Source organism: Niallia sp. M35 (assembly GCF_050971705.1).
GTDB lineage: Bacteria > Bacillota > Bacilli > Bacillales > Cytobacillaceae > Niallia > Niallia circulans_A.
The window spans coordinates 21348-48004 of record NZ_JBPCEP010000010.1 but is presented as its reverse complement, the minus strand read 5'-3'; the positions used below and the strand labels follow the sequence as shown (position 1 = coordinate 48004).

27 protein-coding genes, 1 pseudogene and 1 riboswitch are annotated in these 26657 nt (G+C 36.0%); of the genes and pseudogenes, 6 read left to right on the top strand and 22 right to left on the bottom strand.

Features of this window, described 5'->3' with window-relative positions; translation table 11 throughout:
• Positions 1-426 precede the first annotated feature (426 nt).
• A complete protein-coding gene (locus NiCM35_RS14985) occupies positions 427-984 on the bottom strand; it encodes a DNA-3-methyladenine glycosylase I (RefSeq protein ID WP_433779939.1) in 558 nt (185 codons plus the stop codon).
• 259 nt (positions 985-1243) lie between these two features.
• Here NiCM35_RS14985 and NiCM35_RS14980 point away from each other — a divergent pair, with 259 nt between their 5' ends.
• Positions 1244-2212: a helix-turn-helix transcriptional regulator gene (locus NiCM35_RS14980; protein ID WP_433779937.1), complete on the top strand. Its 969-nt coding sequence runs from the start codon at positions 1244-1246 to the stop codon at positions 2210-2212.
• 96 nt (positions 2213-2308) lie between these two features.
• Here the strand turns inward: NiCM35_RS14980 and brnQ are convergent, their stop codons facing one another.
• Both brnQ and NiCM35_RS14970 read right to left on the bottom strand, forming a co-directional pair.
• Positions 2309-3637 carry a branched-chain amino acid transport system II carrier protein gene (brnQ, locus tag NiCM35_RS14975; protein WP_163185801.1) on the bottom strand — a complete coding sequence of 443 codons (1329 nt, stop codon included), beginning with the start codon at positions 3635-3637 and terminating at the stop codon, positions 2309-2311.
• Between the two features lie 106 nt (positions 3638-3743).
• Positions 3744-4220: a GNAT family N-acetyltransferase gene (locus NiCM35_RS14970; RefSeq protein WP_163185804.1), complete on the bottom strand. Its 477-nt coding sequence runs from the start codon at positions 4218-4220 to the stop codon at positions 3744-3746.
• 135 nt (positions 4221-4355) lie between these two features.
• Here NiCM35_RS14970 and NiCM35_RS14965 point away from each other — a divergent pair.
• A pseudogene (locus NiCM35_RS14965) lies at positions 4356-4831 on the top strand (DsrE/DsrF/DrsH-like family protein).
• A gap of 55 nt (positions 4832-4886) precedes the next feature.
• Here NiCM35_RS14965 and NiCM35_RS14960 read toward each other — a convergent pair.
• The 4 genes from NiCM35_RS14960 to NiCM35_RS14945 form a co-directional block, all read right to left on the bottom strand.
• Positions 4887-5756: an aminoglycoside 6-adenylyltransferase gene (locus NiCM35_RS14960; protein WP_303985562.1), complete on the bottom strand. Its 870-nt coding sequence runs from the start codon at positions 5754-5756 to the stop codon at positions 4887-4889.
• Positions 5757-5881: 125 nt separating this feature from the next.
• The gene (locus tag NiCM35_RS14955; protein ID WP_433779935.1) at positions 5882-7456 is read right to left on the bottom strand and encodes a hypothetical protein; all 1575 of its coding nucleotides are present in this window, start codon (positions 7454-7456) and stop codon (positions 5882-5884) included.
• A 316-nt stretch (positions 7457-7772) separates the two neighbouring features.
• Entirely contained in the window at positions 7773-8738 is a 966-nt protein-coding gene (locus NiCM35_RS14950) for an LCP family protein (RefSeq protein WP_433779933.1), read from the bottom strand.
• 18 nt (positions 8739-8756) lie between these two features.
• On the bottom strand, positions 8757-9392 hold the full coding sequence (locus NiCM35_RS14945) for a helix-turn-helix domain-containing protein (RefSeq protein WP_433779931.1): 636 nt from the start codon (positions 9390-9392) through the stop codon (positions 8757-8759).
• A 428-nt stretch (positions 9393-9820) separates the two neighbouring features.
• Between NiCM35_RS14945 and NiCM35_RS14940 the strand changes: the two genes are divergently transcribed.
• A complete protein-coding gene (locus NiCM35_RS14940; protein ID WP_433779929.1) occupies positions 9821-10663 on the top strand; it encodes a sulfite exporter TauE/SafE family protein in 843 nt (280 codons plus the stop codon).
• A complete protein-coding gene (locus NiCM35_RS14935; protein WP_095331320.1) occupies positions 10663-11043 on the top strand; it encodes a DUF1634 domain-containing protein in 381 nt (126 codons plus the stop codon). The genes NiCM35_RS14940 and NiCM35_RS14935 overlap by 1 nt, the downstream gene beginning before the upstream one ends.
• Positions 11044-11086: 43 nt before the next feature.
• On the opposite strand, the gene NiCM35_RS14930 is transcribed toward NiCM35_RS14935, so the two are convergent.
• The 11 genes from NiCM35_RS14930 to NiCM35_RS14880 all read right to left on the bottom strand — a co-directional run bounded on the left by NiCM35_RS14930 (position 11087) and on the right by NiCM35_RS14880 (position 21318).
• A complete protein-coding gene (locus NiCM35_RS14930; protein WP_095331322.1) occupies positions 11087-12421 on the bottom strand; it encodes a TrkH family potassium uptake protein in 1335 nt (444 codons plus the stop codon).
• Between the two features lie 121 nt (positions 12422-12542).
• Positions 12543-12691, bottom strand: a riboswitch (cyclic di-AMP (ydaO/yuaA leader).
• A 175-nt stretch (positions 12692-12866) separates the two neighbouring features.
• Positions 12867-13370, bottom strand: coding sequence for a hypothetical protein (locus NiCM35_RS14925; RefSeq protein WP_433779926.1), 504 nt, complete (start codon positions 13368-13370; stop codon positions 12867-12869).
• Positions 13367-13840 carry a hypothetical protein gene (locus tag NiCM35_RS14920; protein WP_095331326.1) on the bottom strand — a complete coding sequence of 158 codons (474 nt, stop codon included), beginning with the start codon at positions 13838-13840 and terminating at the stop codon, positions 13367-13369. Before NiCM35_RS14920 ends, NiCM35_RS14925 begins: the two co-directional genes overlap by 4 nt.
• Before the next feature lie 166 nt (positions 13841-14006).
• Positions 14007-14810, bottom strand: a complete 804-nt coding sequence (locus tag NiCM35_RS14915) for an ABC transporter ATP-binding protein (RefSeq protein WP_095331328.1) — start codon at positions 14808-14810, stop codon at positions 14007-14009.
• Positions 14810-15841, bottom strand: a complete 1032-nt coding sequence (locus NiCM35_RS14910; protein WP_095331330.1) for a FecCD family ABC transporter permease — start codon at positions 15839-15841, stop codon at positions 14810-14812. Before NiCM35_RS14910 ends, NiCM35_RS14915 begins: the two co-directional genes overlap by 1 nt.
• The gene (locus NiCM35_RS14905) at positions 15838-16872 is read right to left on the bottom strand and encodes a FecCD family ABC transporter permease (protein WP_433779924.1); all 1035 of its coding nucleotides are present in this window, start codon (positions 16870-16872) and stop codon (positions 15838-15840) included. Before NiCM35_RS14905 ends, NiCM35_RS14910 begins: the two co-directional genes overlap by 4 nt.
• Complete coding sequence (locus NiCM35_RS14900; RefSeq protein WP_249879452.1) at positions 16873-17922, bottom strand: iron-siderophore ABC transporter substrate-binding protein; 1050 nt, start codon at positions 17920-17922, stop codon at positions 16873-16875. It abuts the gene before it with no gap.
• 302 nt (positions 17923-18224) lie between these two features.
• The gene (locus NiCM35_RS14895) at positions 18225-18485 is read right to left on the bottom strand and encodes a DUF3243 domain-containing protein (RefSeq protein ID WP_433780062.1); all 261 of its coding nucleotides are present in this window, start codon (positions 18483-18485) and stop codon (positions 18225-18227) included.
• Between the two features lie 234 nt (positions 18486-18719).
• Complete coding sequence (locus tag NiCM35_RS14890; protein ID WP_433779921.1) at positions 18720-19937, bottom strand: CynX/NimT family MFS transporter; 1218 nt, start codon at positions 19935-19937, stop codon at positions 18720-18722.
• Between the two features lie 201 nt (positions 19938-20138).
• Positions 20139-20708, bottom strand: coding sequence for a helix-turn-helix domain-containing protein (locus tag NiCM35_RS14885; RefSeq protein ID WP_095331336.1), 570 nt, complete (start codon positions 20706-20708; stop codon positions 20139-20141).
• Positions 20709-20772: 64 nt separating this feature from the next.
• Entirely contained in the window at positions 20773-21318 is a 546-nt protein-coding gene (locus tag NiCM35_RS14880; protein WP_095331338.1) for a TetR/AcrR family transcriptional regulator, read from the bottom strand.
• 161 nt (positions 21319-21479) lie between these two features.
• Between NiCM35_RS14880 and NiCM35_RS14875 the strand changes: the two genes are divergently transcribed.
• Positions 21480-22325: an SDR family NAD(P)-dependent oxidoreductase gene (locus tag NiCM35_RS14875; RefSeq protein ID WP_217279740.1), complete on the top strand. Its 846-nt coding sequence runs from the start codon at positions 21480-21482 to the stop codon at positions 22323-22325.
• Between the two features lie 176 nt (positions 22326-22501).
• Here NiCM35_RS14875 and NiCM35_RS14870 read toward each other — a convergent pair whose 3' ends face one another.
• Positions 22502-23521 (bottom strand): zinc-binding alcohol dehydrogenase family protein, encoded by a 1020-nt coding sequence (locus NiCM35_RS14870; protein ID WP_163185821.1) that lies wholly within the window; start codon positions 23519-23521, stop codon positions 22502-22504.
• A gap of 208 nt (positions 23522-23729) precedes the next feature.
• Between NiCM35_RS14870 and NiCM35_RS14865 the strand changes: the two genes are divergently transcribed.
• Positions 23730-24089 (top strand): winged helix-turn-helix transcriptional regulator, encoded by a 360-nt coding sequence (locus tag NiCM35_RS14865; protein ID WP_047943959.1) that lies wholly within the window; start codon positions 23730-23732, stop codon positions 24087-24089.
• A gap of 181 nt (positions 24090-24270) precedes the next feature.
• On the opposite strand, the gene NiCM35_RS14860 is transcribed toward NiCM35_RS14865, so the two are convergent.
• From NiCM35_RS14860 to NiCM35_RS14850, 3 genes are read right to left on the bottom strand one after another with little or no spacing between them, the layout of a single operon-like run.
• Positions 24271-25002 (bottom strand): ABC transporter permease, encoded by a 732-nt coding sequence (locus tag NiCM35_RS14860; RefSeq protein ID WP_095331342.1) that lies wholly within the window; start codon positions 25000-25002, stop codon positions 24271-24273.
• 3 nt (positions 25003-25005) lie between these two features.
• Complete coding sequence (locus NiCM35_RS14855; protein ID WP_095331344.1) at positions 25006-25716, bottom strand: ABC transporter permease; 711 nt, start codon at positions 25714-25716, stop codon at positions 25006-25008.
• Positions 25713-26624: an ABC transporter ATP-binding protein gene (locus tag NiCM35_RS14850; protein ID WP_095331346.1), complete on the bottom strand. Its 912-nt coding sequence runs from the start codon at positions 26622-26624 to the stop codon at positions 25713-25715. The genes NiCM35_RS14855 and NiCM35_RS14850 overlap by 4 nt, the downstream gene beginning before the upstream one ends.
• Between the last annotated feature and the right edge of the window lie 33 nt (positions 26625-26657).

The window sequence follows — 26657 nt, the reverse complement described above, 5'->3', positions numbered from 1 at the left end:
TAAGCCTAAAATGGGTTTCTAAAAAAAATATTATTCCATTTTAATAAAAAGAGAGCATAATTCTCCCCTTTTACACCACATCATTATAAATAACGTTAATGAAAGGTTGCTTTTAAAAATAGGCAAACTAATCCCGATTACTCTACACACAGGCAGAGCCTTTAAGTACTATAAAATTAGTTACATAAAGTATACAATCGAGATAGAATTCCACATCTTAAAGCAACCCTCCATTCATCTAATTAACATTATTATACCATAAATGGGAAGTAGAGGGGCAATTCTTCTGTTTTCTGCTGAATATTTTTCCTAAAAGAAAAGCGCTGGTTTAGTCAAGCTTCCCTATATACTTTTTGTAAGATCCCTATCCAGTTTGTTTATAAGCTTGAAATACTTTCAGAAACAGGAGAACTTCCTCGATTTCCTTTATTCTTTATGAAAAGCACAGCTAGTTATGTGATCGTTGACTATTCCAATTGCTTGTAGATAGGAATAGATCGTTATAGGTCCTACAAACTTGAATCCTCTTTTTTTCAAATCTTTGCTGACCTTCTTTGATAGGTCAGTTTGCGCTGGTATTTCGTTGTCATACTGCCAATTTGATATGATTGGTTTTCCATCTACATAAGACCATAAAAATTCAGCAAAACTTCCGTATTCTTTCTGTATTTCTATCATTGCTAAGGCATTGCTTTTAACTGATTTAATCTTTAACGGATGTTTCACAACCTCTGTATTAATTCGGATATTTTCCAACTCTGTTTCTGTTAGGTTTGCACAGTATTCTAAATCGAAATCATGAAAGGCCTTTTTGTATGCTTCTCGCTTTTTTAAAATGATTGACCAAGACAATCCAGCTTGTGCTCCCTCTAGTACAAGCATTTCAAACAAATATCGATCATTATGACTTGGAATACACCACTCTTTATCATGATATTCTCGCATTAAATCACTGGAATTTGCCCAAGCACATCTAGTTTCCATCAAACCATCCTCTTTAAATAAATTATTCTTATTCTTTAGTATAATCCAATTAACCTGACAACAGTATGTCATATTTTGATACCACTTCTCGCTTCTCTTTTCTTTGGATGATACACTTAATTAAAAAAATAATTTTACCCGTTTAATTTTGTTCTACCTGGCCGTTATATATAGGATAGACGCTAGAAGGTAAATTCCCTTTATTAACAGCAGCCGAAGAATTAGGAATAGAAGCTCAATTAGATAAACCACCATTAAAATGGTGACAGAGGGACAGTTCTTCTGTTTCTCTTATATTCCTCAAATAAGGAGGCTTTCCATGAAAATAAGTAGACTGTTTCAAATTATCTATATTTTGCTAGAAAGAAAAATGATCACGGCTAACGAACTAGCCGATAAACTTGAAGTTTCTGTGCGAACTATATACCGCGATATTGAAGTCCTTACGGAGTCTGGCATTCCTATTTATACAATGCAAGGTAAAGGAGGCGGAATTACCTTGATGGATCAGTTTGTACTCAACAAATCACTCCTTTTAGACAAAGAGCAGGATGAAATACTATTTTCCCTGCAAAGTCTATCTGCCACTAATTATCCAGATACAAGCGATATTTTAGCGAAACTAAGTCATCTATTTCAAAAAAGTGAAACTAAGTGGATTGAGGTAGATTTTTCATCATGGGGCAGTGATACAAAAAGAAAGAAATACTTCTCTCTTTTTAGACAAGCCATTCTAGAGCGTCATGTCCTCTCTTTTCACTATATCAATTCGAATGGGGAAAAGAGCTTACGGCGAATTCTTGCGGAAAAATTATTGTTTAAGGATAAAGCCTGGTATTTAGAAGGTTTTTGCCTAGAAAAATCGGCGAATAGAACTTTTAAAATAAACCGTATGTCTAATATAGCTTTAACTAATGAAATTTATGACAACATAAAAAAAACGGAAGAATTAATTTTAAATGATTCTTTGGATGGGGATTATTTAGAATGGGCAGACTTAGTGCTCAAAATTAGTTCCAGAGCCAGTTATCGGATTTATGATGAATTTGAAGAAAAGGATATTTCCAAAGAAAAGGATGGTTATCATATCATTTCCACCTCTCATATAAAAGGGGAATGGTTATACAGCTACCTATTATCCTATGGAAATTATTTAGAAGTAATCGAACCCACAGACATAAGAAAGGAAATAAAAAGGAGAATTCAGCAGATGATAAATCAATATTGAATCAGCCCTTAATTTCTTTGATTTATTGACTACTAAACAAAAAAGACGGTTCTCCCGCTTCCTCTATGGAATGCAGGAGAACCGTCCCTCTACGTACTATTTACGAATGAAATATCCAATCACCGTACCAATAAGGGCAGGTAAAATCCAGCCTAACCCTATTTCGTAAAAGGGGAGAATATTCTCGTAAAAATGCCCAATCTCCTCAAAAAAGCCAAGCTTAGCTTCTGGGATGCTTTTTACAAGTGCTTGATAGCCATCCAATATACTTACAAAGAATGTTAGCACCATTGCCATTAGGTACACACTTTGCTTGCCTTTGAATAATCGCGAAAAAAGAGCAAGTATGATAAGCACAATTGCTAAAGGGTATAAGAACATGAGCACAGGTACTGCAAATAGTATAATTTTATTTAAGCCTAAATTGGCAACTAAGAAAGAAACAACACAAAGACTAAGCACAAAAGTCTTATAGCCAATCTTCGGAAATACTTCATGAAAAAATTCACTACAAGACGTTATTAATCCAATACTTGTTTTTAAACAGGCAAGCACAATGATAACCGCAAGCAAAATTCCGCCAAAAGGACCAAAATAATGCTTAGCTACTGCAGCAAAGATAAGTCCGCCATTTTCAAAAGTTCCTACAGCTTGTACACTAGAAGAACCCATATAAGTGATAAATCCGTAGATAAGCATCATTAGCAGCATGGCAAATATTCCTGATTTCCATGTCGTTTTTGCAATACTCTTTACGTCCATAATTCCCTTCCCTTTGATAGCATTAATCACCACTATCCCAAAGGCAAGAGATGCTAGAGCATCCATGGTGTTATATCCTTCTTTAAACCCTGTCATAAAAGCATTATTTAGATATGCTCCCTGTGGCTCTTGAAAGCTCCCCATCGGGCGAACAATACTTACTATTATTAATAAAAATAAAAACAGCAGAAAAGCAGGAGTCAGATATTTCCCGATCACATCCATAATCTTTGCCGGATTTAAGGAAAAATAGTAAACCAGTAAAAAGAAAAGAAAACTAAAAATAGCTAAAAATAACGCAATATGGCTATTCGCGACAAACGGCTCAATCCCTATTGCAAATGGAACTGTCGCTGTACGTGGAATAGCAAAGAATGGACCAATCGTTAAATATAGAAATAACGAAAAGAGAAATCCGAATACTGGGTGAACGCGACTTGAAAGCTCGCGCAGACCATTGCTTCCTGATAATCCAATTGCTAATATACCGAGAAAAGGAAGCCCAATCGCCGTTACTAAAAAGCCTGCTAGCGCAAGCCAAAAGTTTGTTCCCGCAAGCTGTCCAAGCTGAATAGGAAAAATTAAATTTCCCGCTCCAAAAAACATACCAAAAAGCATCGTCCCAATTAGAGCATAAGTTGAAAAAGAAATTCTTGATTGCATAAATCTAATACTCCTTTATAAATACATATAAATTAGATAATACGGGAACGTTTAAAAGTACACAACAACTTTTTAAATGAATTTTCACATAATACCTTCTAGACTATTAAAGAACTTTCTTCAAAATCTCTCCTGGCAAGCCTTCTATTTCTCCAATCCATGCTGAAGTAAATCCTCTACTGACTAATATTTTTCTCGAGGCTATATTATCAGGATCTATAATTGCCTTTATTACCTTTAGATCTGTTTGTTTCACTAATGACATTAATCTATCCGCAACCATACCGCCATATCCCTTCCCCCAATGTTCCGGCAAAAGCATATAGCCAAGCTCTGCTTCAGCAAGCTCTTGCTCCGTTAAAGTCACATGGCCAAGCCCGATAAATACTTCTGAGTCTGGTTGAAAAAAAGCATAGGATCCAAAGAGCTGATTCTTGTCATTGCGGATTAATAGTTTTTCAAAGTCAATCTTTGCCTCTTCTAACGGAATAGCTCTTTCTGTAATCTGGGCCATCACTCGCTCATTAGAAACTAATTGGTAATACAACTCAAAATCATTTGCTGTAAATTTTCGAAATAGCATGACTGCTCATCACCTTCCTATTATATTCGCTTTTTTCTAATCTCTTCCGTAAATATGACAATATAGTGAAATTCGTATATCCAAAACTATTTGATGAAAGCTAAAGATATTCTAAAACAAGAAAGGAATTTTCCCATGGAACAAAAGTTAAACGTATTAATGTTTAGCGGGGACTACGATAAAGCATGGCTGGTTTAATTCTAGCTAATAGTGCCCGGGAAATAGATGTGGAAGTAACCATGTTTTTCACTTTTTGGGGGCTTTTATTACTTCGTGACCCCGAAAAAATCGATTTGGAAGGTAAGTCCTTCTATGAAAAAATGTTTACTACCTTCCAACCTAAAGACGTAGAGCAGCTTCCTTTATCCAAAATGAATTATGCTGGTCTAGGTAAAATAATGATGAAGGAAATGCTTGGGGATGAAGAGGCCCCACCACTTATAGCTTTCTTAAAAGGGGCAAGAAAAAAACACGTTAAGTTTCTTGCCTGCAAATTATCAGTTGATATACTTGGATTTAAGCAAGAAGAGTTTTATCCTGAAGTCGAAATTGTCGACGCCAAGGTTTATCTTAAAGATGCTTTAAAATCAGATATTCAGCTTTTTATTTAAAGCTTCCCATATCAAAAGGCGGTCTCTGCTGATGCATAAAAACCGCCTATTACCTTTAATATACCTCTGTTGCATTAGGATTCAATTGACGAACATGGTGTAAATAGACTTTCACCCTTTCCGCCTCTTCGAAAGGGTAAAGAAATCCCATCTTTCTGCCAACTTCTAATCCGATTTTCTCAAATAATGCTGTCATAGAAAATAACGATTCCCAGACTCGATTATAATCTCCACTCGGATAGGTATGCATGAGCCTTTCCCACGTATCATCATCGATATACCGCTTTAAGTACTTACTGTTTTTTCCTATGCTAAGGGAAAAATCTGTTTCCAAGCCAACCTTCCATTCCAACATTTTTAACAACATCGCCCTTATGGTATTCATATGGTCAATCGCATAAAGAATTTCTTGCCTCCATAACCCTTTAACCACATAGGTCGAGACCCACCAAAATTCGTTACAGCAATCAGAAAATTGTTCGGCAGCTGGCTTTTTCACCCAATAATCTTTATCTGTACTAGGGGGCATATAAGGGAGACTATTGTCTTTATCTAATAGAATCACCGTCAACCCATCCTCCTGACAATACTTGTTCTTTTCCTCCAGCGGAACAAGGGTTAAGTCTATGCGGTTCCCATCCGTAAATAGCATAAGATAAGAAAATCTTCCACCTAGCTCTGCGGGAAAAAGCGTGGAATCCTCTGGGGTTTGCATAATGATTCGTTCCCCAAAAACATCAATCCAGTTAGGCTCATTCAAAAAAGATTCCATATTATCTACTAAATAAACAATATCAAAATCCTGAAAAGCATCCTTTGGTACTGTTGGATTTGTTCTCGAGCCATTCATGCAAACAGCTCTTACTCTATTATCCTGATTTGCCACTTTTAACACTAAATCTAACATTTGCTTCTCTGTTCTCATACTATCCCTCCAATTATAAATTATTTATATGATTCTATTCTTCTATTTATAATTGGAGGGGCACGAATCCTGCTGTAATCTCGTTATAAAAATCCCTCTAATAAGTTCATAAAAACCTCTCCTTTCTAATAAATAATATACGGACCAAAATATACAGTTAACAAGATAATGTGTACACCCACAAAATAGATAATCCTCGGTGTACCTGTCCATTCATTGATACGTTTTGTTAATATGGATAAAAAATAGGAAATAACCGCAAATAATAACAGATAAAAATAAGTACTGCCCGTAAATGTTAGGTACTTAGGTGCGGTTGCAAGTATATTCGGAACAAAGAAACGATCCTTCCATATAACCGCTGCGATTAAATAGATTCCAATGCCAGTATAGAAAATCCAAGGTGGATTGTAATCAACCTTTCTACTAAAAAATAGATACATAAAGATAACAAATGTTATTGGCCACAATAACCATATAAAGGAAAGTGCAAAAGCGAAAAAAGAGGTGGAAATCATTCCAAATGTCTTGCCTAATGCCTGCAACCAATCCTCAGATGAATGTTTTATTTGTTTGTTTATTTTTGTAAGTTCATTAGAAGAAACATAGACTTTATTGTCATCTCCATGTAAATCCATCCATGCAATCATATCTTCATTTAACCATTGTGGAATCGTCGATATCGCGGCTGTATTGCTGCGTCGCTCCGTCTTGGTACTTCCGTTTTCGCCTATTTCCGATTCATAAATATTGAAGCCAGTCTTTTCATTATATTTCGTTTCTGTATAACCATTCGCCTTAAATAGCAGGCGCGGCTTTCCATCCCTAAAGGTAAAGGCAACATCCGAAATTTCCGTTAGCTTCCCATTCTCCCTTGCAGGGTCTTGGAACGTTAACTCATATTGCGCAGCCTCTTGTCCTTTTGTAATATCAATTTCTGCATAATAGTTAAAAAACTCTGGTTTCCCTTGCGTTAATTCTAATTCCTCTTGAAGCAATAACGCCAGTTTTTGATCTTCAAACGTAAAAGATATGCCATTTACTATTTTCCCAGGATCAACCTTTATCTTTGTTTCATATAGGTGGTTAACTTTCCCATCTTGGACTCGAGATAAAGCAAGATCAACATTGCCCTTCTCCTTTGCAAATAACAGAAGGTGAACGCCATCCGCATTTTCCTCTACCGCTAACTTTTCCTTTTCTAGATCAATATCCATAATTTCCGACGTTTGTTTGGTTTCAGGATTTAATTGAAAAAGCTTATTTTCCTTTATATAAAGAATGGTTTTCTCGAGCGGAAAAAACTCCGCAACATCCGCAACTAATTGTGTTTTATCTTGGTCAAATATATTTTTATAATCAAAATAAATAAGCTCGTCTTTTCCCTGATATATTTGTGTCCATTTGTCTGCAGGTATATCATAATATTTCTCTGCCTCGATCCGAAAATCATTGGTCATGATAGCCGTCTTTAATTTATTTTCCTGAAAGAAGGAGAACAAGTAATGCCCATCCTCCGTTTCCTTGATTGCCGGCAGTTTACTTACTTCAGATTGTCCAACTAACAATCCTCTGCTCCAATCTGGGTCTGGTTGCGCCGTCACATTGGAAAAATTTTCAACAAATAATAAAAACAGTCCTAATAAAATCAGCACCCCTGGTATGATCCAATATAATTTCTGTAGTACCCAGGTCTTCATCTTATTCCCCCATAGTGTTTTAAATAAGTTCTCTTTGTATTATGAATAAAATAATAATAGCATATTTTCTGACAAAATATGCTAGGGAATTCTATTAATTTTCTTTTCTCACTCTCGTTGTACACAAACTATATAGGGAAATCTGCAAGCATAAAAAAAGTGTTTCACCATTCAACTCTCTTGTTCTACCAAAAAATATTATTCTAGTAAAACTTATTATCAGTTAAAACAATCCTCACCCATAATTAGGATGAGGATTGTTACTAAACTAAGACTATAGAAAAGCATAGCCATCAGCAAAGGAAGATTTATTTGATTAATTACCTGCCTTTCCTTCTACAAGTCCATCATCTAAAAATTCATTTAATATTCTTGCGTTTTCATCCATGTCTATTTTTAATACTGCTCCCACATTAACCGTATCATTTTCATAGGAGTTCTGAACTGGAATTCTAATACGGTCCAAATCCTCTGATTTATTTACTACTAACCCTTTTGTTATCGACAATATTGTAGGTGTATCTAAGTTTGTTTGAATATAAGGCGTAACAGTACCTAGGATTTTAGGTAAATTCACTACGCTGTGCATACTAACTGCTTGTTCTTTCAGCTTTTCTATTGCTTCCTGCTGTCTCTCCACCCTGCCAAAATCACTTAATCGGTCATGGCGAAAGCGGACATAACCTAATAATTGATCGCCATGTAATACTTGTTTCCCTGGATGTAATGTCATACCAATCCCATATGACATCTCATATGGAATATCAACTTCAATTCCTTTAGGAGCTACTATATCTACGATTTTGGAAAAGCCTTCAAAATCTGCAATCGCATAATAATTAACATCAATACCAAAGTTCTCTTTTAAGGTTTTTCTTACTAATTCAGGTCCACCATAAGCAAATGCCGCATTCATTTTTTGATATCCTATTTCCGGAATATTTACATATATGTCCCTCATAATAGAGGCTATTTTCATTTTATGTGTATTTTGATTATAATGAACAATCATTAGTGTATCCGTTCTAGCATGTTCCTCTCCTCGCGAATCACTTCCTAACAACATAATATTAATTTCTCCATATTGTGGCTCAGGTCCCTCAAAGTCTTCAAAACTACTTTCTATTTTATTATTCCCTTTTGTTTGGGTTGCTTGTTTTAAACCTTTATTATATTGATAAACAGAATAAAAAACGGCTAAAGCAAAAATAAGAATAGCAAAGCCAAAAACCCTCTTCCACCTTATTCCTTTTTTCCTTTTTACTCTCATATTATTTTCCATTCTATATCTCCTTATTCTCTAACCCTTTGCAGGCAAAAGCTTAGCCGAAATCTTAATTGCTACCGCATCATCTAAATATCCGATTGGGAAAATGTAATCCGGAATAACATCAACGGAAATTATAAAGTAGATAAGAGCGGCTCCCATAACAGCTAATTCCGTAATATTTCCTTTTTTGTTGGAAAAACGTTGATAATACTCTTTTAGTTGTTGTATGAATGGTCCTACCCCTTCTACTTTTTGCACTTTTTCTGCAAATTTATCGGCTACTAATCCCTTTCCTTCATCAGTCAATGCATAATGATTATATTTATGAAGTTGCTCTTGCACTTCTTTGATAGAAAAGGTCTCCTTATAGTGGTTAGAAGAGAATAATTCACTTTGAATGGATTCGATAGAATCGAAGATATCCTCTGATTGACTTGATGCTTCTGAAGGTAAATAACCGGCCGCTGTAAACATTTTATCTACAGGATAATCAAAAAATTTTGCGAATTTTTGAATATGTTCTGGGGTTGGTCTTCTTTTGCCGTTAATTATTCGAGAGATTGTAGCTGTGTCAATATTCGTTAACACACTTAGCTTTCTCATTGAAATAGCGTTTTTCTTCAAAAGATTTTTTAATAATAATCCAATCTCATTGGTGTCACTCATATTAGATTAAGCTCCTATCTTTTTCTTATTCATTTATATATGGACTTTGTGGTATTAACAGATGATATATTACTAAAATAACGAACTGTTGTTTTTTTGTCAACAAACAATTCGTTTTCTATTATCTATTCCCTATCAATATTTCTATCCTATACTCTTGCAATCGATGGTCTAAAATAAACACATAAGCGTCATAAATTTGTCTATTTATTAATTATTAATTATTAGTTGATTAGAACAAATAAAGATGTTGACATATCGTCAACATAATAGTATGGTTCAAATAACTTACAACAAATTTTTTCTTTCTTTCAAACTATCATTCTAATTCTTAAGTACGACTTATTTATCGTTTTTCATTTGATTCTTTTATGTAGAGATTCATCACTATGTTTAAGACATTACCTTATTCACTAGGAGGCTATGTAATGCTAACTTTCATTTTACTTCTTTTTATTTGTATTTTTGCCGGGCTTCTGGGCTCTATCCTCGGAATAGGCGGAGGGATTATCCTTACTCCAGTTCTAACACTAGGATTTGGGTTTGATATCCACCATGCGATTGGAGCAAGTATAATATCAGTTATTGCAACAAGTTCAGGTTCAGCAGTAGCATACTTAAGGGATCGAATGCTCAATATTCGCGTAGCCATGTTTTTAGAGATCGCTACTACTGCTGGAGCGATCATAGGAGCAATTTTAGTAGGCATTCTCTCGCCAACTCTTATGTTTATTTTATTTGGTTCTTTCTTACTTTACTCAGCGATCAATATGGTACAAAAGCTCCGTTCAGGCGAAGAAGTATTAAAAAAGGCACAACCTGACTATTTATCGGACAGGCTAAAACTAAATAATACATATTATGATAAAAGCCTAAAGACACAAATTGATTATCAAGTCGAAAAAGTCCCAGCAGGATTTAGTGTGATGTTTGGGGCAGGATTGGCTAGTGGGTTACTAGGGATTGGCAGTGGTGCCTTTAAAGTAATGGCATTGGATACCTTTATGAAAATGCCACTCAAGCCTTCTAGCGCAACTAGCAACCTAATGATGGGAGTTACTGCTGCTGCAAGTGCAACTGTATTATTTTTCAACGGCTCTATCTTACCAGAAGTTGCTGCTCCCGTTGCTATTGGGGTATTAATTGGATCCACAATTGGAGCAAAAGTAATGCAAATATTACCAGAAAAATGGATCCGAATTATCTTTATTCCACTTTTATGCTATATCGGTGCTCAAATGATATTTGAAGGGTTTGGGGTGAAATTTTAATGGAAGCACAAAAAAAAGAACAAACTTCTGAAGAAGAATTAGTCATTATTGAGGAAACAATCGGAAAAATACTTAGATTCGGGGTTCTTGTCTCTGCACTGATTATTTTAGTAGGCATTATTACTTATTTGATTACAAATAACTCTGGTTATAAGGAAACGTTCCCTACTAATTTTAAAGATATTTTTATTGGGGTTGCTGCCTTTAAACCATTTGCCATTATTATGCTAGGTCTCTTTTGTTTAATCCTAACCCCTGTATTAAGAGTTGGAATATCCTGTTATGCTTTCTATAAAGAAAAGGACTGGTTATATGTTGGAATAACAGCCATAGTATTAATAATATTATTTATCAGTTTCTTAATTGGTTATACTTCTTAAAAAAGGGGCTTGTTTTCTTCCTGAAAACAGTCCCCTTTATTATTCATCCTGTTAAAATATCCTCTTTCGGAAAACGAATCTTTGATTTATTTGGTTTTGCTAATGAGAAAGCCAAGGTTAAAGGGCCAATTTTCCCAACAAACATAACAAGGACAATGACAAACTTCCCTGCCATCGTTAACGTTGATGTTAATCCCATCGACAATCCTGATGTTCCAAAAGCAGATACTACTTCAAATACAATAGCAAGGAATCTTGCGTCTTTCTCAGTTATGTCTAAAATAAAAATGGCAACAAAGATTACAAACAGACTAATAATAGTAATGGCTAAAGATTTAACAACCGTTCGATCATCTATTGATCGATTAAAGATGACAATATCCTCTTTGTTTCTTAAAAACGATAGAACAGAAAATACCATTGCAAGGAAAGTTGTTAATTTAATCCCTCCTCCAGTAGACCCGCTTCCTGCTCCGATAAACATAAGCAAAATCATAAAAAACAAGGTAGATTCATTTAGTCCTCCAATATCAACTGTATTGAAGCCTGCCGTTCTTGGAACCACTCCTTGAAAATAAGCAGCTTGAATCTTACCAGACCAAGATAGATCTCCTAATGTTTGAGGGTTATCATATTCAAAGCCAAATACGAGCAGCACAGCAACAACATTAATTACAATTGTTCCAACTACCATTATCTTAGTATGAAGGGTTAGTTTTTTAAACTCTGATTTTTTCCAAAGATCAAATATAACAGTAAAACCTATTCCTCCTATAATAAATAGAAGCGAAATAACGATATTTACGACTGGATCTGCCACATATCTAGATAAGTTATCTGGCCAAATCGAAAATCCAGCATTATTAAAAGAGGAAATAGAGTGAAATATAGCAGCATAGACCCCTTTTTGCCACCCCATTTCTGGAACCCATCTAATCGCTAGAAGAACTGCCGCAATAGTCTCCAGAGTAATAGAAAATAAGAACAACTGTTTTGCCAATTTTATAATTCCGCCAATGGATGTTTGACCGAGAGCCTGTTGGATCAACAGCCGCTCTTTAAAGCCAATTTTTCTTCCCAATGTCATAAAAATTAAAACAGCAAACGTCATGATTCCTAATCCACCAACTTGGATTAAGCATAAAATTACAATTTCTCCAAACAAAGTAAATGAACCACCCGTATCAATAACAGCCAAACCTGTAACCGTCATCGCAGAAGTCGACGTAAACAGAGCATCCGTCCATGTTATGGTTCCTGTTGTAGCTAAGGGCATCTTCAAAAGCATTGTCCCTAGCAAAGTAAAAGCTAAAAAAACAAAAATAAGAATCTGAGGTGGATTTAAAGCAATTATATCCTTTTTCTTAGGAAACCTCATTTTTTCCCCTTCTTCCTTCCGTTACCATAGTCTTACCAACTCTAAAATATCGGCATACCAAAAACCACAGAGGTATCCCCCTGTGGTTCATTAATCTTCCATCCATGAACACAAGTATCGATTCTCCTTCTTTAAACGCTTACGAAGTTAGCAGTCGGATTCGGGTCTAAGAATAACCCTACCTTTTACAAAAAGGATTCACCCCAAGTGTTTTATCACAAAAAATTGGGTCCCCCGTTCCTCTAGTTGAGGATTCAGCGATATACTTATTTTTTTGTATCTTACTCCTCTGTATATAGATTTGTAAAGAGCCATTTCGGACAAAATTAGCGCAATAATAAGCAGTAAGAACCTATTCTCGTTCTTCTTCTTCCTTTTTCTAATCATGACGCATATTTACGCTTTTTTCATACAAACGATTAGGAAAAATCTAAACGGAATTCGGCTAATATTGTTTCTCCCCATGTTCTTTAATCAATCTGTAAAAGATAACCCAAATACTAATAACTAATAAATAAATAACAAAGGAATAATAAATCGTATATCCATGTTGATAATGAAAAATCCCTATCATGCCACAAACCCTTTCTATCGCGACACTCACAAGGGCCCAGCCTAAAATGTATAACAGCGTAAAATGGGGTTTAATATTGAAGAGATCATATAGATAAAAGAAAAGGTAGCTTATCGGGGCATACATCACATGGGATAAGAAGTCCATTATCTCAAAAGAAGAACTGTCATTTATTATATAATAACGCACTGGTAAAATACTTAACGTATGGTCGAAAATGAAACCAAAAAAAACACCACACATAAGGTATATACTCATCGTCTTTTTAGTAAAACGTCTTGGGAGCAATATCACCAATAGAAATCCCAAAAAGATCGAGATAAGGATACTCCACTCATTTAAATTAAAATGAAAATCATAATGTAATTCTTTCATTTTTCTTCCAACTCTCCTTTATCTAGGCCAATAAACCAGCGGGCTATCCACCATACTAAGACTATTGATATAACATACAAAAGAGCAGAATATAACTGATTCCAATTCTCGAAAGCAAGAAGATCTGCCCATATATATATCCGATCTTCCAAACATAAGAATAATACAATAATCCCGGAAAATAGTAATCGCCATTTTATTTTCCAAGAAGAGCAAAGTATGCAAATTGACAAGAGAATTTGAAATGGAATCACAATAAAGCGACAAATATACATAGCAAATGAACCTTCAACCGTGCGAGTAAGAGGGACCCAGTGCAAATTAACATCTAATATTGTAAATATCGTAATTGTTAAAATTGCAATAATAAAGTACAAAAAAACAATTTCCGTAAGCATTAAACCTTTAGGAACAATAGCAAATACAATCAATACTATACATGCTAACAGTGACATAATAGCGATGGACATAAATAATCATCCTTTAAAGAAGATTTGGCATATAACATGTAATATGCCCAAAAGAAACAATATTATTTCCAAAATAAAGTATTATTGCCAGTGTTAAGATCGTCCGGTATATAGACACAAAAAGCCTTCAAGTTTTCATATACTTGAAGGCTTTCTCATCATAAACCTATGCATTAACATGATATCGGCCCTTCGGCACAACTAAAGGAGTTCCTGAGACCGGATCATTAATCACCGTACAATTAAGTCCAAAGATATCTTTAACCAACTTACTTGTAATGATATCAGCTGGCTTCCCTTCTCCTACAAGCTTGCCTTTTTCCAGTGCAAAAATATAGTCTGCATATCGTGCCGAAAGATTAATATCATGCAGGACCATTACGATCGTTGTACCGTATTTTCGATTAAGATCTGTCAGTAAATCTAATATTTCCACTTGATAGGTGATATCTAAGAAAGTGGTTGGCTCATCAAGAAATAAAATATCTGTTTGCTGAGCAAGTGCCATTGCAATCCAGACACGTTGTCTCTGACCACCTGAGAGCTCATCAATATTTCGATTAGCAAATTCTGTAATCTTCATAATTTCCATTGCTTCTGCAACTGCTTCATAATCCTTCTTAGACCAGCCACTAAAGAAATTTTGATGAGGAAATCTCCCTCGCCCAACTAGATCTGCTACTGTTATTCCTTCTGGTACAATAGGAGATTGTGGTAAAATACCGAGAATGCGTGCTAATTGTTTTGGCGGAAATTTACTAATTGCCTTTCCGTCGAGTGCAATACTGCCAGAGGAAGACTTAATAAGATTGGATAGTGTTTTTAAAAGCGTTGATTTTCCGCAGCCATTTGCACCGATAATCACACTAATTTTATTACTCGGAATTTCAAGCTCAATATCTTGCAATATCGTTTTGCCTTCATAGCCTGCTGTTAACATTTCCGCTCGAAACTCATGTATCTTATCCATCACAATTCTTCCTTTCGATTCATTCGAATTAATAGCATGATTAAGTATGGTGCACCTAGAATACCAGTGATCACACCTACTGGGTATCTAGCAACAAATGCAAACTGTCCAATAAGGTCAGATGCTAAAACCAAAATGATTCCCACCAGACCTGCTGGAATAACACTAGAAAATCCTATTCCAACTAATCGTTTAGCGATAGGGCCCGAAAGGAATGCAACAAATGCAATCGGTCCAGTGGTAGCAGTAGCTAACGCAATGATTAGAACCGAACTAATAACCAGTACAACTCTTGTTCTATCTGTGTTGATGCCTAGTGATGCGGCAGTTTGTTCGCCAAGCTCTAACATATCGAGTCGCTTTCCAAGTAAGATAATGATAGGTGCCAAAAGAAGAACAGTAATCATAAGCGGGTAAATATTTTCCATCTTCACCCCATTTAAACTACCACTTAACCATCTCATTGCTGTCGGAACATCATGATGCTGTCCAATTAGCAATAAATAGGATATTACGGCATTTAGCATTGCCTGTATGCCAATACCTATCAATATTAACCTGCCAATAGAAAAAGAAGTTCCTTTCGACAATAGAAAAATAACCAGGACTGTAGCTAATCCACCAATAATAGAAGCAATGGAAACAAAAGTACTGCTTGCATGAAGAACGATGATACAAAATACCGCAGCGGCACTTGAGCCAGCTGTTATTCCAATAACATTTGGATTTGCTAGAGGATTACGAAGCATTGTTTGAAACACATGTCCCGAAATACCAAAAGCAAAACCAGCAAAAACACCAGCCACCATCCTTGGAAAACGGATTGTTCCGACCGCAAAAGAGGCTCCTTTCACTTGCTCGCCTAGTAAAACACTAATTACATCCCCAACTGGATAAATCGTATTTCCCAGCATAAGCATCATGCAGCATAAAGCAAAAGCAATGATTGCTAACAAACAAGTCACAATAATAAAACGACGACGTCTTCTTGTTCTACCTACCATAATAAGATTCATTGATTCATTCATCATAACGTACGCATTTTCGCTTTCATAGTTATTAAGATTAAAATTGGTGCCCCGATAAAGGCTGTAACTACGCCCACTTCCAGTTCACCGGGACTGCCAATAATCCGGCCGCACACATCTGAAATCGTTAGTATAATCGCTCCTGCTAGAGCGGACATTGGAATAATGTAGCGCAAATCAGGACCAATAATAAGACGGATCACATGGGTTGCAAGTAAACCTATAAAACCAATTGGGCCCGCTAGAGCTGTTGCTGCCCCACACAATAAGACCCCTCCAAATGCCGCGACAAGTCTAAGTGTGCCGGTCCGCACACCCAATCCCTTTGCTGCTTCATCCCCTAAGGCCAAAGCATTTAAGCCCGGGGCAGAGAACAAGGCGATTAGAATGCCTATAAGGAGAAAAGGAATGAAAATAGAGATAGAATCCCAATTTCCAGCACCAACACTTCCCACCTGCCAAAATCTAAATTGATCCATAACATTGGAACGCGGAATCATAATAGCCATTACAAGAGAGGATAAAGCTGCACTTGTCGCTGCTCCCGCTAAAACGAGTTTAAGGGGGGTGGCACCGCCACTCCCCATCGAACCAATTCCGAATACAAAAATGGCAGTTAAGATTGCTCCTGCTAATGCAAACCAAATGTATTGACCAGCAGTGCCAATATGGAAAAAGGATATCCCACAAACAACAAATAGAGCTGCACCTGTGTTTACTCCTAATATACTAGGATCTGCAATCGGATTACGAGTGACGGATTGCATAAGAGCACCAGAAACTCCCAATGCAGCACCACACAACAAACTAAATACAGTTCTAGCAATTCTTTGGCGGACAACATTTGCTCCGTGAGACTGTACTTCCGGATGGAATAATCCATCCAGTATTTCATTCCAGCCAACAGTGCGAGATCCAAAAGCAAGAGACGCCAATATACTTATACCGAGTAAGATAATAGAAATTACTAATACGCTAATAAATTTTCTCGGTATTAATAACTGCTTATTTTTTAAAACGGATGTCTGTTCCATTTACTTCACTTTACTTACAGCTTCTGAGAGTAATTTTAGGTACTCGTCGAGCGTATATTCAATCGAAAGTGTACTTGGTGTTCCGGCTGCTGCAAGTGGCGTATTATCCTCGATAATGACAACAGACCCTCGCTGTACAGCTGGAATCTTTCCATAAATCGGATCTTTTTGTAAAGCGGCAAGTGTTTTATCATTTCCATACGATACAAAAATATCTACATCATTTAATATGTCTGCATTTTCAGCACTTACTTCCAAATAGAAACTAGTTGGATCCTTAATTTGACTGGTAATACTTTCCGGGTATTCCATCCCTAACTCTGTAAGGAATTCCCCCCGTGGATCTGTTGGTGAATAGATATAAAACTTGGATAAGTCAGCACCATTAACACTTACAAATGCCGCTTTTTTCCCTTTCAATTCAGGAAACTCACTTGCTTTATCTGCAATGAATTTTTCTGTATCTGCAATAAGCTGCTTCCCTTCTTCTTCCATACCCATCCCCATTGAATTATACGTTACTTGTTCACGCCAAGAAGCAACCCAAGGGTTTTTTTGATATGCAACAACAGGAGCAATTTCACTTAAAGTATCATACTCTTCCTGTGTAAGTCCTGAGTACGCTGCAAGAATGACATCTGGATTAGAATCAGAAATCGCCTCAAAGTCTATGCCATCTGTATCTTGATAAATATTCGGATTTTTTTCACCTAGCTCTTCTAGTTTTTTTGCAGTCCAAGGTAACATTCCGCTATCATCTTGAACACCATAATTTGCTGCTGAGAAACCAACAGGTACAACGCCAAGCGCAAGTGCTACATCTTGGTTAGACCAGGCAATCGTCGCAACACGTTCAGGTTTTTCCTTAATTACAGTCTCTCCAAGCGCATGCTTAATCGTTATTGGATACGATGAATCTGTATTGGAATCAGCCGATTTTTCTTTATCAGCCTTCGAAGATGACTGACTTGAACAACCCGCTAGTAAAAGAATGGCTACAATAGAGAACAAAAAAATAGGAATAAATGGCTTTCTTCGTTTTTTAAACATATGTATGTCCCTCTTTTTCTATATAATTTTATAATATAAATGATTATCATTCTCAATTATAATACTTGTTTTCTATTTTTCTGTCAATTACAAATAGTAAGTTATACGTGATTTTGCCATCTTTTGATGAAAATTCTCCATTTCACCAACTATGAGGCGGTAAAATCAAGTAGACTACTAATAAATTTAAACTATTTTAGACATATTTAAAGGGCAACGCTAAAGCGATTGCCCTTTTTTAATTCTCATTAACTTTCCATCATTTCCTTTATCCTCTAAATAATTGAAATCCCGAATTAATATTAATTTGCCAATTTCACAAGCATATGTGCTAATTTATGTCGTTCCTCTTCATTTCCCACTTTCCACAGTTCCCGAAGAAGTGCCTCCTCTCGATTTTGTGGTTCTGCATTGTTAGCAAGATAGCCAGCGACTTTCTCCGCGCTTTTCGCTAATTGTTCTTCATCCATGCCAAGATTTTTGCCTACTTCTATTTTACTGCTTAAATAAGATTTAAACTCATCAAAATTCTCTAGCTTCTCTTGGATTGTTTTTCTATTCATTTCTTTCACTGTTTCTTCTGCCTTGTTGGGATCTGCATTATAATTATTCATCAATAATATTCCCTCCAATGTTTTAGTCTCTTAACTATTCCCCAGAAAAGCCCCGTGAAACTTTATATGTACTTAGCAATAATCTCCATTTCTATCTCATTCTTCCTTCGTCTTTTTTAACCCACACACAAAAAAACGAAGATTCTCCGGCGGTGCACCAGGAAAAACCTTCGTTAAGATAAACTATTTACTTGTGCTTACATACCTATCTCTAGCTGCTCCTAATCCAAATACAAAGAGCAGTAATGAAGCAGCAGCTAAAATGAACAACGGAACAGTCCAGCTATTCGTTACATCATGTAAATACCCGAAAAGCGTAGGACCAATAGCCGCGAGTAAATAACCAACTGATTGAGCCATGCCAGATAGTTCTGCAGCCTGTCTGCCATTCTCCGTTCGCAAGCCAAAAAACATCATCGATAAACTGAAGGCACAACCTCCCCCAATGCCTATCATGATAATCCAGCATACAATTAACTTTGCACTTCCATAAATTAGTCCAAGTGTCCCCGCTAAAAGCAAAACGCTCATGATAGTGACTAAAGAACGCTGACTTTTCATACGCCCTGCAATAATAGGCACAATAAAGGTAAACGGAAGTAATGCTAATTGCATCACAGAAAGCAGCCAGCCAGATTGGTCTGAACTTATTCCTTGTTGTTGTAAAATCTCAGGCAGCCATGCAATAAGAATGTAAAAGACCATCGATTGTAACCCCATAAATAAGGTCACCTGCCAAGCTAATGGAGAGCGCCACAAGTTCACCTGAGTATCTACTACTTTATTTCGAACAGCTGGTGTTTCCTTGTTGAGATGCTTTACTTGAGGCAGCCAGAATAAAATGGATAGGAAGCTAAGTATCCCCCAAATTCCCAATCCACCCTTCCAGCCAATTCCAAGTCCAATGGCAATTGGAACGCTTATTCCCGAAGCAATAGCAGCCAATAAATTCATCGAAATAGAATATACACCTGTCATTAATCCAATTCGAGTTGGAAACTCTTGTTTAATCAGACTTGGTAATAGCACATTAGAAATTGAAATCGCCAATCCTAGCACAGCAGTACCAATATATAAAGCAGCCACCCCAGATAATGAACGTAAAATAATGCCTAGTGTAAGAAAGATAATAGACATCAGAATCATCATTTCCACACCAAATTTACGAGCCAATTTAGGTACAAGCTGAGAAAAAAACGCAAAAGATAATAATGGCAATGTGGTAATCATCCCTGCTAATGTATTAGAAATATGAAGATCATCCCTAATAAATCCTACTATTGGACCCACTGATGTTAATGGAGCTCTTAAATTAGCAGCAATAAAGATTATTCCTATAACAATCATCCAAACGGCTGATTTATGAACAGCTCGATTTGATTGTATATGTTGATTAGTCATTGTTTCCTCCTGATTCTAATAGCCAAATGACTATGAAATGAGTCCTGCCTCATTAATAAGAAGTCGTCAGTCAAGCAATTTGGTATATTATAATATATTTTCACCGTGACAATGAATAATATAATATAACAAGCGGGTGTTTGTCCATTCTTTTTTCTAGAACAAAATATATCCCCGCTACTGGATGGTATAACCTAACCACTATCTCCCGTATCTCAATAAGATGTAGAGTACAGCAACGTTATCGGTTTGATTTATATAGGAATGGTTTCCATTTGCATCAAAACTAATCGAATCATATTCATTTAAGATATATGACTCATTATTGACATTAATGGTGATGGTTCCCGACATCACCGTTGCTATTTCCGTCGTATTAGGGTGATGCTTTTCTGGATAATAAGAACTGTGCGGTTGTAAATATGCTCGACACATTTCCATCTCATCCTTTTGATTTTGAAAAATCGGCTCTACAGCCCAATTGCCATCATCTCCGAAAATTCTTACCCCGCTACCAGCTCGCGATACATTTACACTGTTTCCTGAGGAAAATAACGCCATCAGAGGGATCGATAAACTTTGCGAAATCTTCCACAATACCCCAATTGTTGGATTAGTTTCTCCCCGCTCAATATTTCCCAGCGTCAGCTTACTTACACCTGATATCTCAGATAAATTTTCAAGACTCAACCGCCTCTCCTTTCGCAATTTTTTAAGCACGGTTCCAACTTGAATAACTACCTGTTTTGAATCATCTGTCTCTCTATTCATATTCGTCCTCCGTTTCTTTTATGGGAAATATTGTTATTACTATGTTATGAACTTAACTCCATTCCTAATTAAGTGGTTCAAACAAACCTTTGCATTGGTTGGTCAACTGATTATAAACCGCAGCTCCTTTGGCATAAGCCTCTTGGCTAAAATCGTTCTTTTCCATAAATGTCTTTAAAAACATGTAAGTAGCGCCTGCATAATAGTTTGCAATATATTCACTATTCTTACCGAATGCTTTATGTTGCTCCATTACAAGCTTATTAAAATTGGCTAACTGACGAATAAATTCATTACTAATTCCAGCCCATTCAATTAATACAAATGTCTCTTGATTTTGTTTCCAAAATTGAATTAGTAGTTGAATAAAGCCTGAAGCGTTAAAAGATTGCTGCTTTAAAACCGACTTAAAATCACTCATTACGTTGGATATCTGTCTTATAATGATGTCTTCTTTCACTAAATAATTTCTATAAAAAGTTTGCCTTGCAATTCCAGCTTGCTCGCATAAATCTCGGATGGAAATCTCATAAAAGTTTTTATTCTTAAGATTAAACATCATTAAACTTTGCAGCAATAATTTTTGTGTTCTTTCAACCCGTTTATCCATTTATGCACCAATTTCCTTTCCTGTGTCACATAAAAAAATTCTTTGCTTTTTCTTTGCTTAAATTTATTATACAATCCTTTCAAGCTAAGTGACAATTGTAACTTAAGTGTCAATTGTTCATTTACCAACAAAAATTATTTATCCTATCGGAGGGAATTATTTTGGAAACAGGAAAGGTAGTAGTCATTACTGGAGCAAATAATGGGATTGGTCTAGAATTAACAAAAAAAATCCTAGCAGAAGGGAGTCAAGTCATTGCATTAATACGTTCTTCTTTTTTGAAGGATGACATCTTTATTCAATCAAAAATTACAACAGGACAGTTACGAATTTATAAAGCCGATTTATCTGATTTTAACAGTCTAAAAAAAGCGCTGGAAGAAATAAACGCAGCGGAGAAGAAAATAGATTTCCTTTTCAATAATGCCGGCGGCACCTTTCCTTCGCTGTTATTTTCTAAGCAAAATCGCGAACTACATTATGAACTTCAGACAGTAGTGCCTTATATTATTTTTAAGGAACTGTCCCCTTTATTTGAAAAGGGAGAGGATAAGACAATTGTGAATACCTCTTCAGCTGTCATCCTTCATATGAAACAGTTTGATCCAGACACATTGGAAAATCCATCTTCCTTTAAAAGATTATTTGGTCCCTATGCGACAGCAAAGCTAGCTCTATCTTTATGGACAAAAGAAATAGCAAAAAAAGAGAGTGCCAATGGATTCCGGTTTCTAAGTGTAGACCCCGGGAGTAACAATACGTTACGGAAAGAAAAAAAATCAGGTATTCCCTTTTATATAAAACCATTGATGAAGTTTTTCTCTTCTCCACCCACGAAAGGGGCTACTTTACTCTACGATGCCGCAATGGATAAGACTAGAGCAGTTTCTGGGGACTTTATTGTAAAGGGGAAAAGCACAAAGGTTAATTTTGCTGAATATAGTTCCCTTGTTTTAGAGGGAGTAGACAGAATTTATGTAAGGGAATTTTTGAATAGTGAGGAGTAGAGGATGTGATGAGTATTTATTCTTAAGGAGAGGATAACAGCTTCGCTGGTTTTCCTCTCCCTTTTATAAGGCAAATCCCCAAAATTTAGTTTTAAATAGACTAATAATCTTTAATCCTAAGTCATTGTTAACCAAACAGTCTACTTTTTAGATAAGATGACAATCCCATTAGGCATTTATTCATTCTCAACTACTATTTTACCAATCATACTTCCCGTTTCTACAATTTTATGTGCTTTACGTAACGTTTCGGCATTAATTGGTCTAAGAGTTTCTGTAAGGGTTGTTGTTACTTTCCCGCCGTCTATTAGTTTACTTAGTTTGGATAAAAGTTCATGTTGTTTAATCATGTCTGGAGTTTCATACATAGATCTTGTAAACATAAATTCCCAAACAAACGTGACACTTTTATTTTTTAAAGCAGTAAGGTCGATAGGATTAGCCATTTCTACAATCGAGCAAATCCTTCCTTGAGGGAAAATAATATCGGCCATATTTTGCCAATGCTGCTCTGTTTCGTTCAAACATAAAATGTACTCAACGCCCTTTATATCATGATCTTGTAGTTGAGTTCGAAAGTTTTCGTGATGGTTAATGATATAATCAGCACCTAATTTATTCACCCATTGCTTACTCTCTTCTCTGGATGCTGTGGCAATCACTTGTAAACCTGCCATTTTAGCTAATTGAATCGCTATGGAGCCCACTCCTCCAGCCCCACCAATAATAAGAATGCTCTTAGTTTGATTTTCTTCGTAGTTATTTACATCTATCATTAATCGATCAAATAAACTTTCCCATGCTGTTATCGATGTCAGTGGTAAAGCTGCTGATTGTGCAAAATTTAAAGACTTTGGCTTTAATCCGACAATTCTTTCATCAACTAAATGGTATTCACTATACGTCCCTGGTCGAGTTAGGTCACCAGAATAAAACACTTCGTCTCCAGGTTTAAACATTCTACAATCTGGTCCAACTTCTTCCACCACTCCACTTGCATCCCAGCCTAAAATTCTTGGTTCTGATTCTTCTTTATCTTTAGGAGCACGTACCTTTACATCAACCGGATTAACCGAAACAGCTTTTATTTTAACAAGTATATCTCTTTTGGTTGGTGTTGGTTTTTCCACTTGGACATCTATCAAACTTTCTTCCTCTTCTATCGGTAAATATTTATACAATCCAACTGCTTTCATTTAAAAGCCCTCCTTTTTTATTCATGTTTATTATAAAAAAGAAATATATTAAGAGTAAGTACGCACATTCTTGTAATCTGGTATCACACATGTTACCTATTAGGAGAGAAATGAAAGCAGCTGCAACTGACATTCTTGTAATCTGCTATTAACTATGTTACTAATTAAGAAAATAGAACAAGCAGAAATGAGAAAGGTATGAGTACCGATGAGAAATCGAAAGAAAGGGTATGGATGCCCCGAAGGATGTCCGGTTGAGGGAACGCTTGATGTGATTGGGGGTAAATGGAAAGGCGTTATTTTGTTTTATTTATTAGATGGAAAGAAAAGATTTAATGAATTCAGTAGATTAATGCCTGGTATTACCAAACGAATGTTATCTCTCCAATTAAGAGAACTGGAAGAAGACGGAATTGTTCATCGAGAAGTATATCCCGAAATCCCCCCTAAAGTGGAATACTCATTAACGGAATTTGGAAGAACGCTCGAACCAATTATTTCTCTAATGAATGAATGGGGAGAAAATTACAAAGAGTTTTTAAAAGAAAATAAGCGGGAATTAAAATAGGTTTATAAGCATATATATCGATCGGATATAGTCTCTCCACCTTTGTAGAGTCTTCCTTTATATTTTATAAAGAAAACCTTGGTACAGCAAGAATTGAATATACCAAGGTTTTCTTGTTGTGATGTGGAAAAATAAATTTACAACAATTAAGTAAGTTGATTTGGAATAAGGCTTACCCGTTCTATACAGTTTTCCTATGAAAGTATAAATACCCTCCAAGAAAAAATAAAATAAAACTTCCTCCCACTACGGTTAATAATTGGTCCCAAGGAACTGAAAACACATCACCACTAGTATCACTCATATACATCATTGCAAAGGGCTGGGCCCATGGATAATAAGGTCCAAAACGCTCAGAATTCACCGCTAATATTGACGGTAATGTGAAGATCACATTGACAGCCAAAGGAGCAGCAAAACTCTTGAATAGAATAGACATCCACAATTGAAAAGCTACTAATGGAAACGTGGCAACCCATCCTCCGAAAATACTTTTCCAAACAATTTCAATTGGAAATGGATCTGTGAAACCTTTCATCATTCCCACTCCATAAACGGCACCAAGGTAGAATAATTGTATAACCAATACGAGGAGCATTAACAATATGTATTTCCCTGTAAATACTTGTCCTCTTGTTACGGGCAGTGCTAACAGCTGCTTCCAACCACCAGCTTGATGTTCATATCTGCATATCACACTCGCCAGCACCCCTGTGACTAAAGGTAAAAATAGTAAAGCATATGTCAAGTTCATTGATAATAATGGTAGATACCATTCATTCATTTCCGTTTCGAGATGGAAAGGTTTAGCAGTCAACCCTGTAAAAAGGCCAATGAGTGGACCGGTAAAAATAATTAATAGGATTTTTGATTTTCGCAATTTAAACCATTCTGATTGAAGAATAGAGAGCATTTATTATTTCACATCCCTTCTTGTAAAATCTATCATTCCAGCGATATATAATAAAACACCTACTCCAATTCCAAGCAGGACATTGATCATCGGCTCATTCCATTCGTTCGTTAATGAAGGCCACTTCCAAATCATCCAATCTGGTAAAACCATGGCCGAATAAACGAAAATCACGCCTAAAATCCCTATGGTAATCGGAATCCCTTGATTCTGACTAACAGTGGCAATCCAAAGCTGTAATGCCAATATAGGCAGTGCGGCAAAATACGGATAAAAACTATATTTTACTATTTCAACAAATGGAGTTTGCTCTCCCAAATCTAAAAAGACTCCAAAAGCTATGGTAAATACCATCAATAGCACGGATGATAGGAATAAAAAAAATGCAAGCACTGTAAATTTTGATAAATAAACATTCATTTTGGAAACAGGCAACGAAATCAGTTGCTTCCATGAATTCGTTTCATTTTCAATACTAGCCATAAAGGATGTTAAAATGACGATGCCTAATGCAAGTGCAAGTGGTGTAAAAGAACTTACATTCAATAAATAATATCCCCAATCATCCTCACTCTGTTTTAATAAATAATCCTTTCTCACTCCATAGTTAACCATCTGTAATGCGACAACACCAAAGGGGCCTAAAAAGGTTAGAAACCAAAATCCTTTTCGTTTAGTTTTTAAAAAGTCTGCCCTTAAAAGTTTTCCAATCATACTGCTTTCTCCTCCATAGTCATTTGAAGGAATATTTCTTCCAATGATCTCTTTTCCTCTTCAACACGATAAATCGAAAATCCCTCTTGAACAAGAGACTGTACAGCTTTTGCTACCCCCTCATTTGAATGCTCGGTTAATAAAATGATCTCATCTTGCCAATCAGCATTTATCCCTTTTCCTAATAAGGAGCGCCAAGCTAGCTTACTATCACTAACCTTTAATAAAATCCTTTGCTGCGCATACATACGTAATGCTTCAATGGAATCCTGAAAAATCATTTTTCCTTTTGTAACGATCCCTACCGTTGTCGCCATTTGATCAATCTCTGACAACAAATGACTAGAAATCAATATAGTCATTCCTGTCTCAGCAGGCAATCGTTTAATTAAATTTCGGATCTCAATAATTCCGGATGGGTCTAGTCCATTTGTAGGTTCATCCAAGATTAATAATTCGGGATTGTTTAATAGAGAAGCAGCAATTCCTAACCGTTGCTTCATTCCTAATGAAAAGCCTTTTACTTTTTTATTTGCCACGTCTTGTAATCGAACAATCTCTAATACTTCGTTAATTCTCGTTTTCGGCACCCCTAAAATCTTTCTCAATGCTTCTAAATTCTCATAAGCAGTTAGATGTGGATAATAGGATGGATTCTCTACTAGTGAACCTACTCTTTTTAATATGTCTCTTCTTTCCAGCCTTAAATCCTTTTGAAAAATATGAATCCTACCCGATGTTGATTTCATCAACCCCAAAAGCATACGAATCGTCGTTGTCTTCCCTGCACCATTAGGCCCTAAAAATCCGTATATTTCTCCTTTTTTAATCTTCATATTCAAGCCTGCAACAGCCTCTTCTTTACCAAAACGTTTAGATAAATTTTCCGTCTGCACTACATATTCCATTTCTCTCACCTCATCTTCTATCCTAGGAAAAGA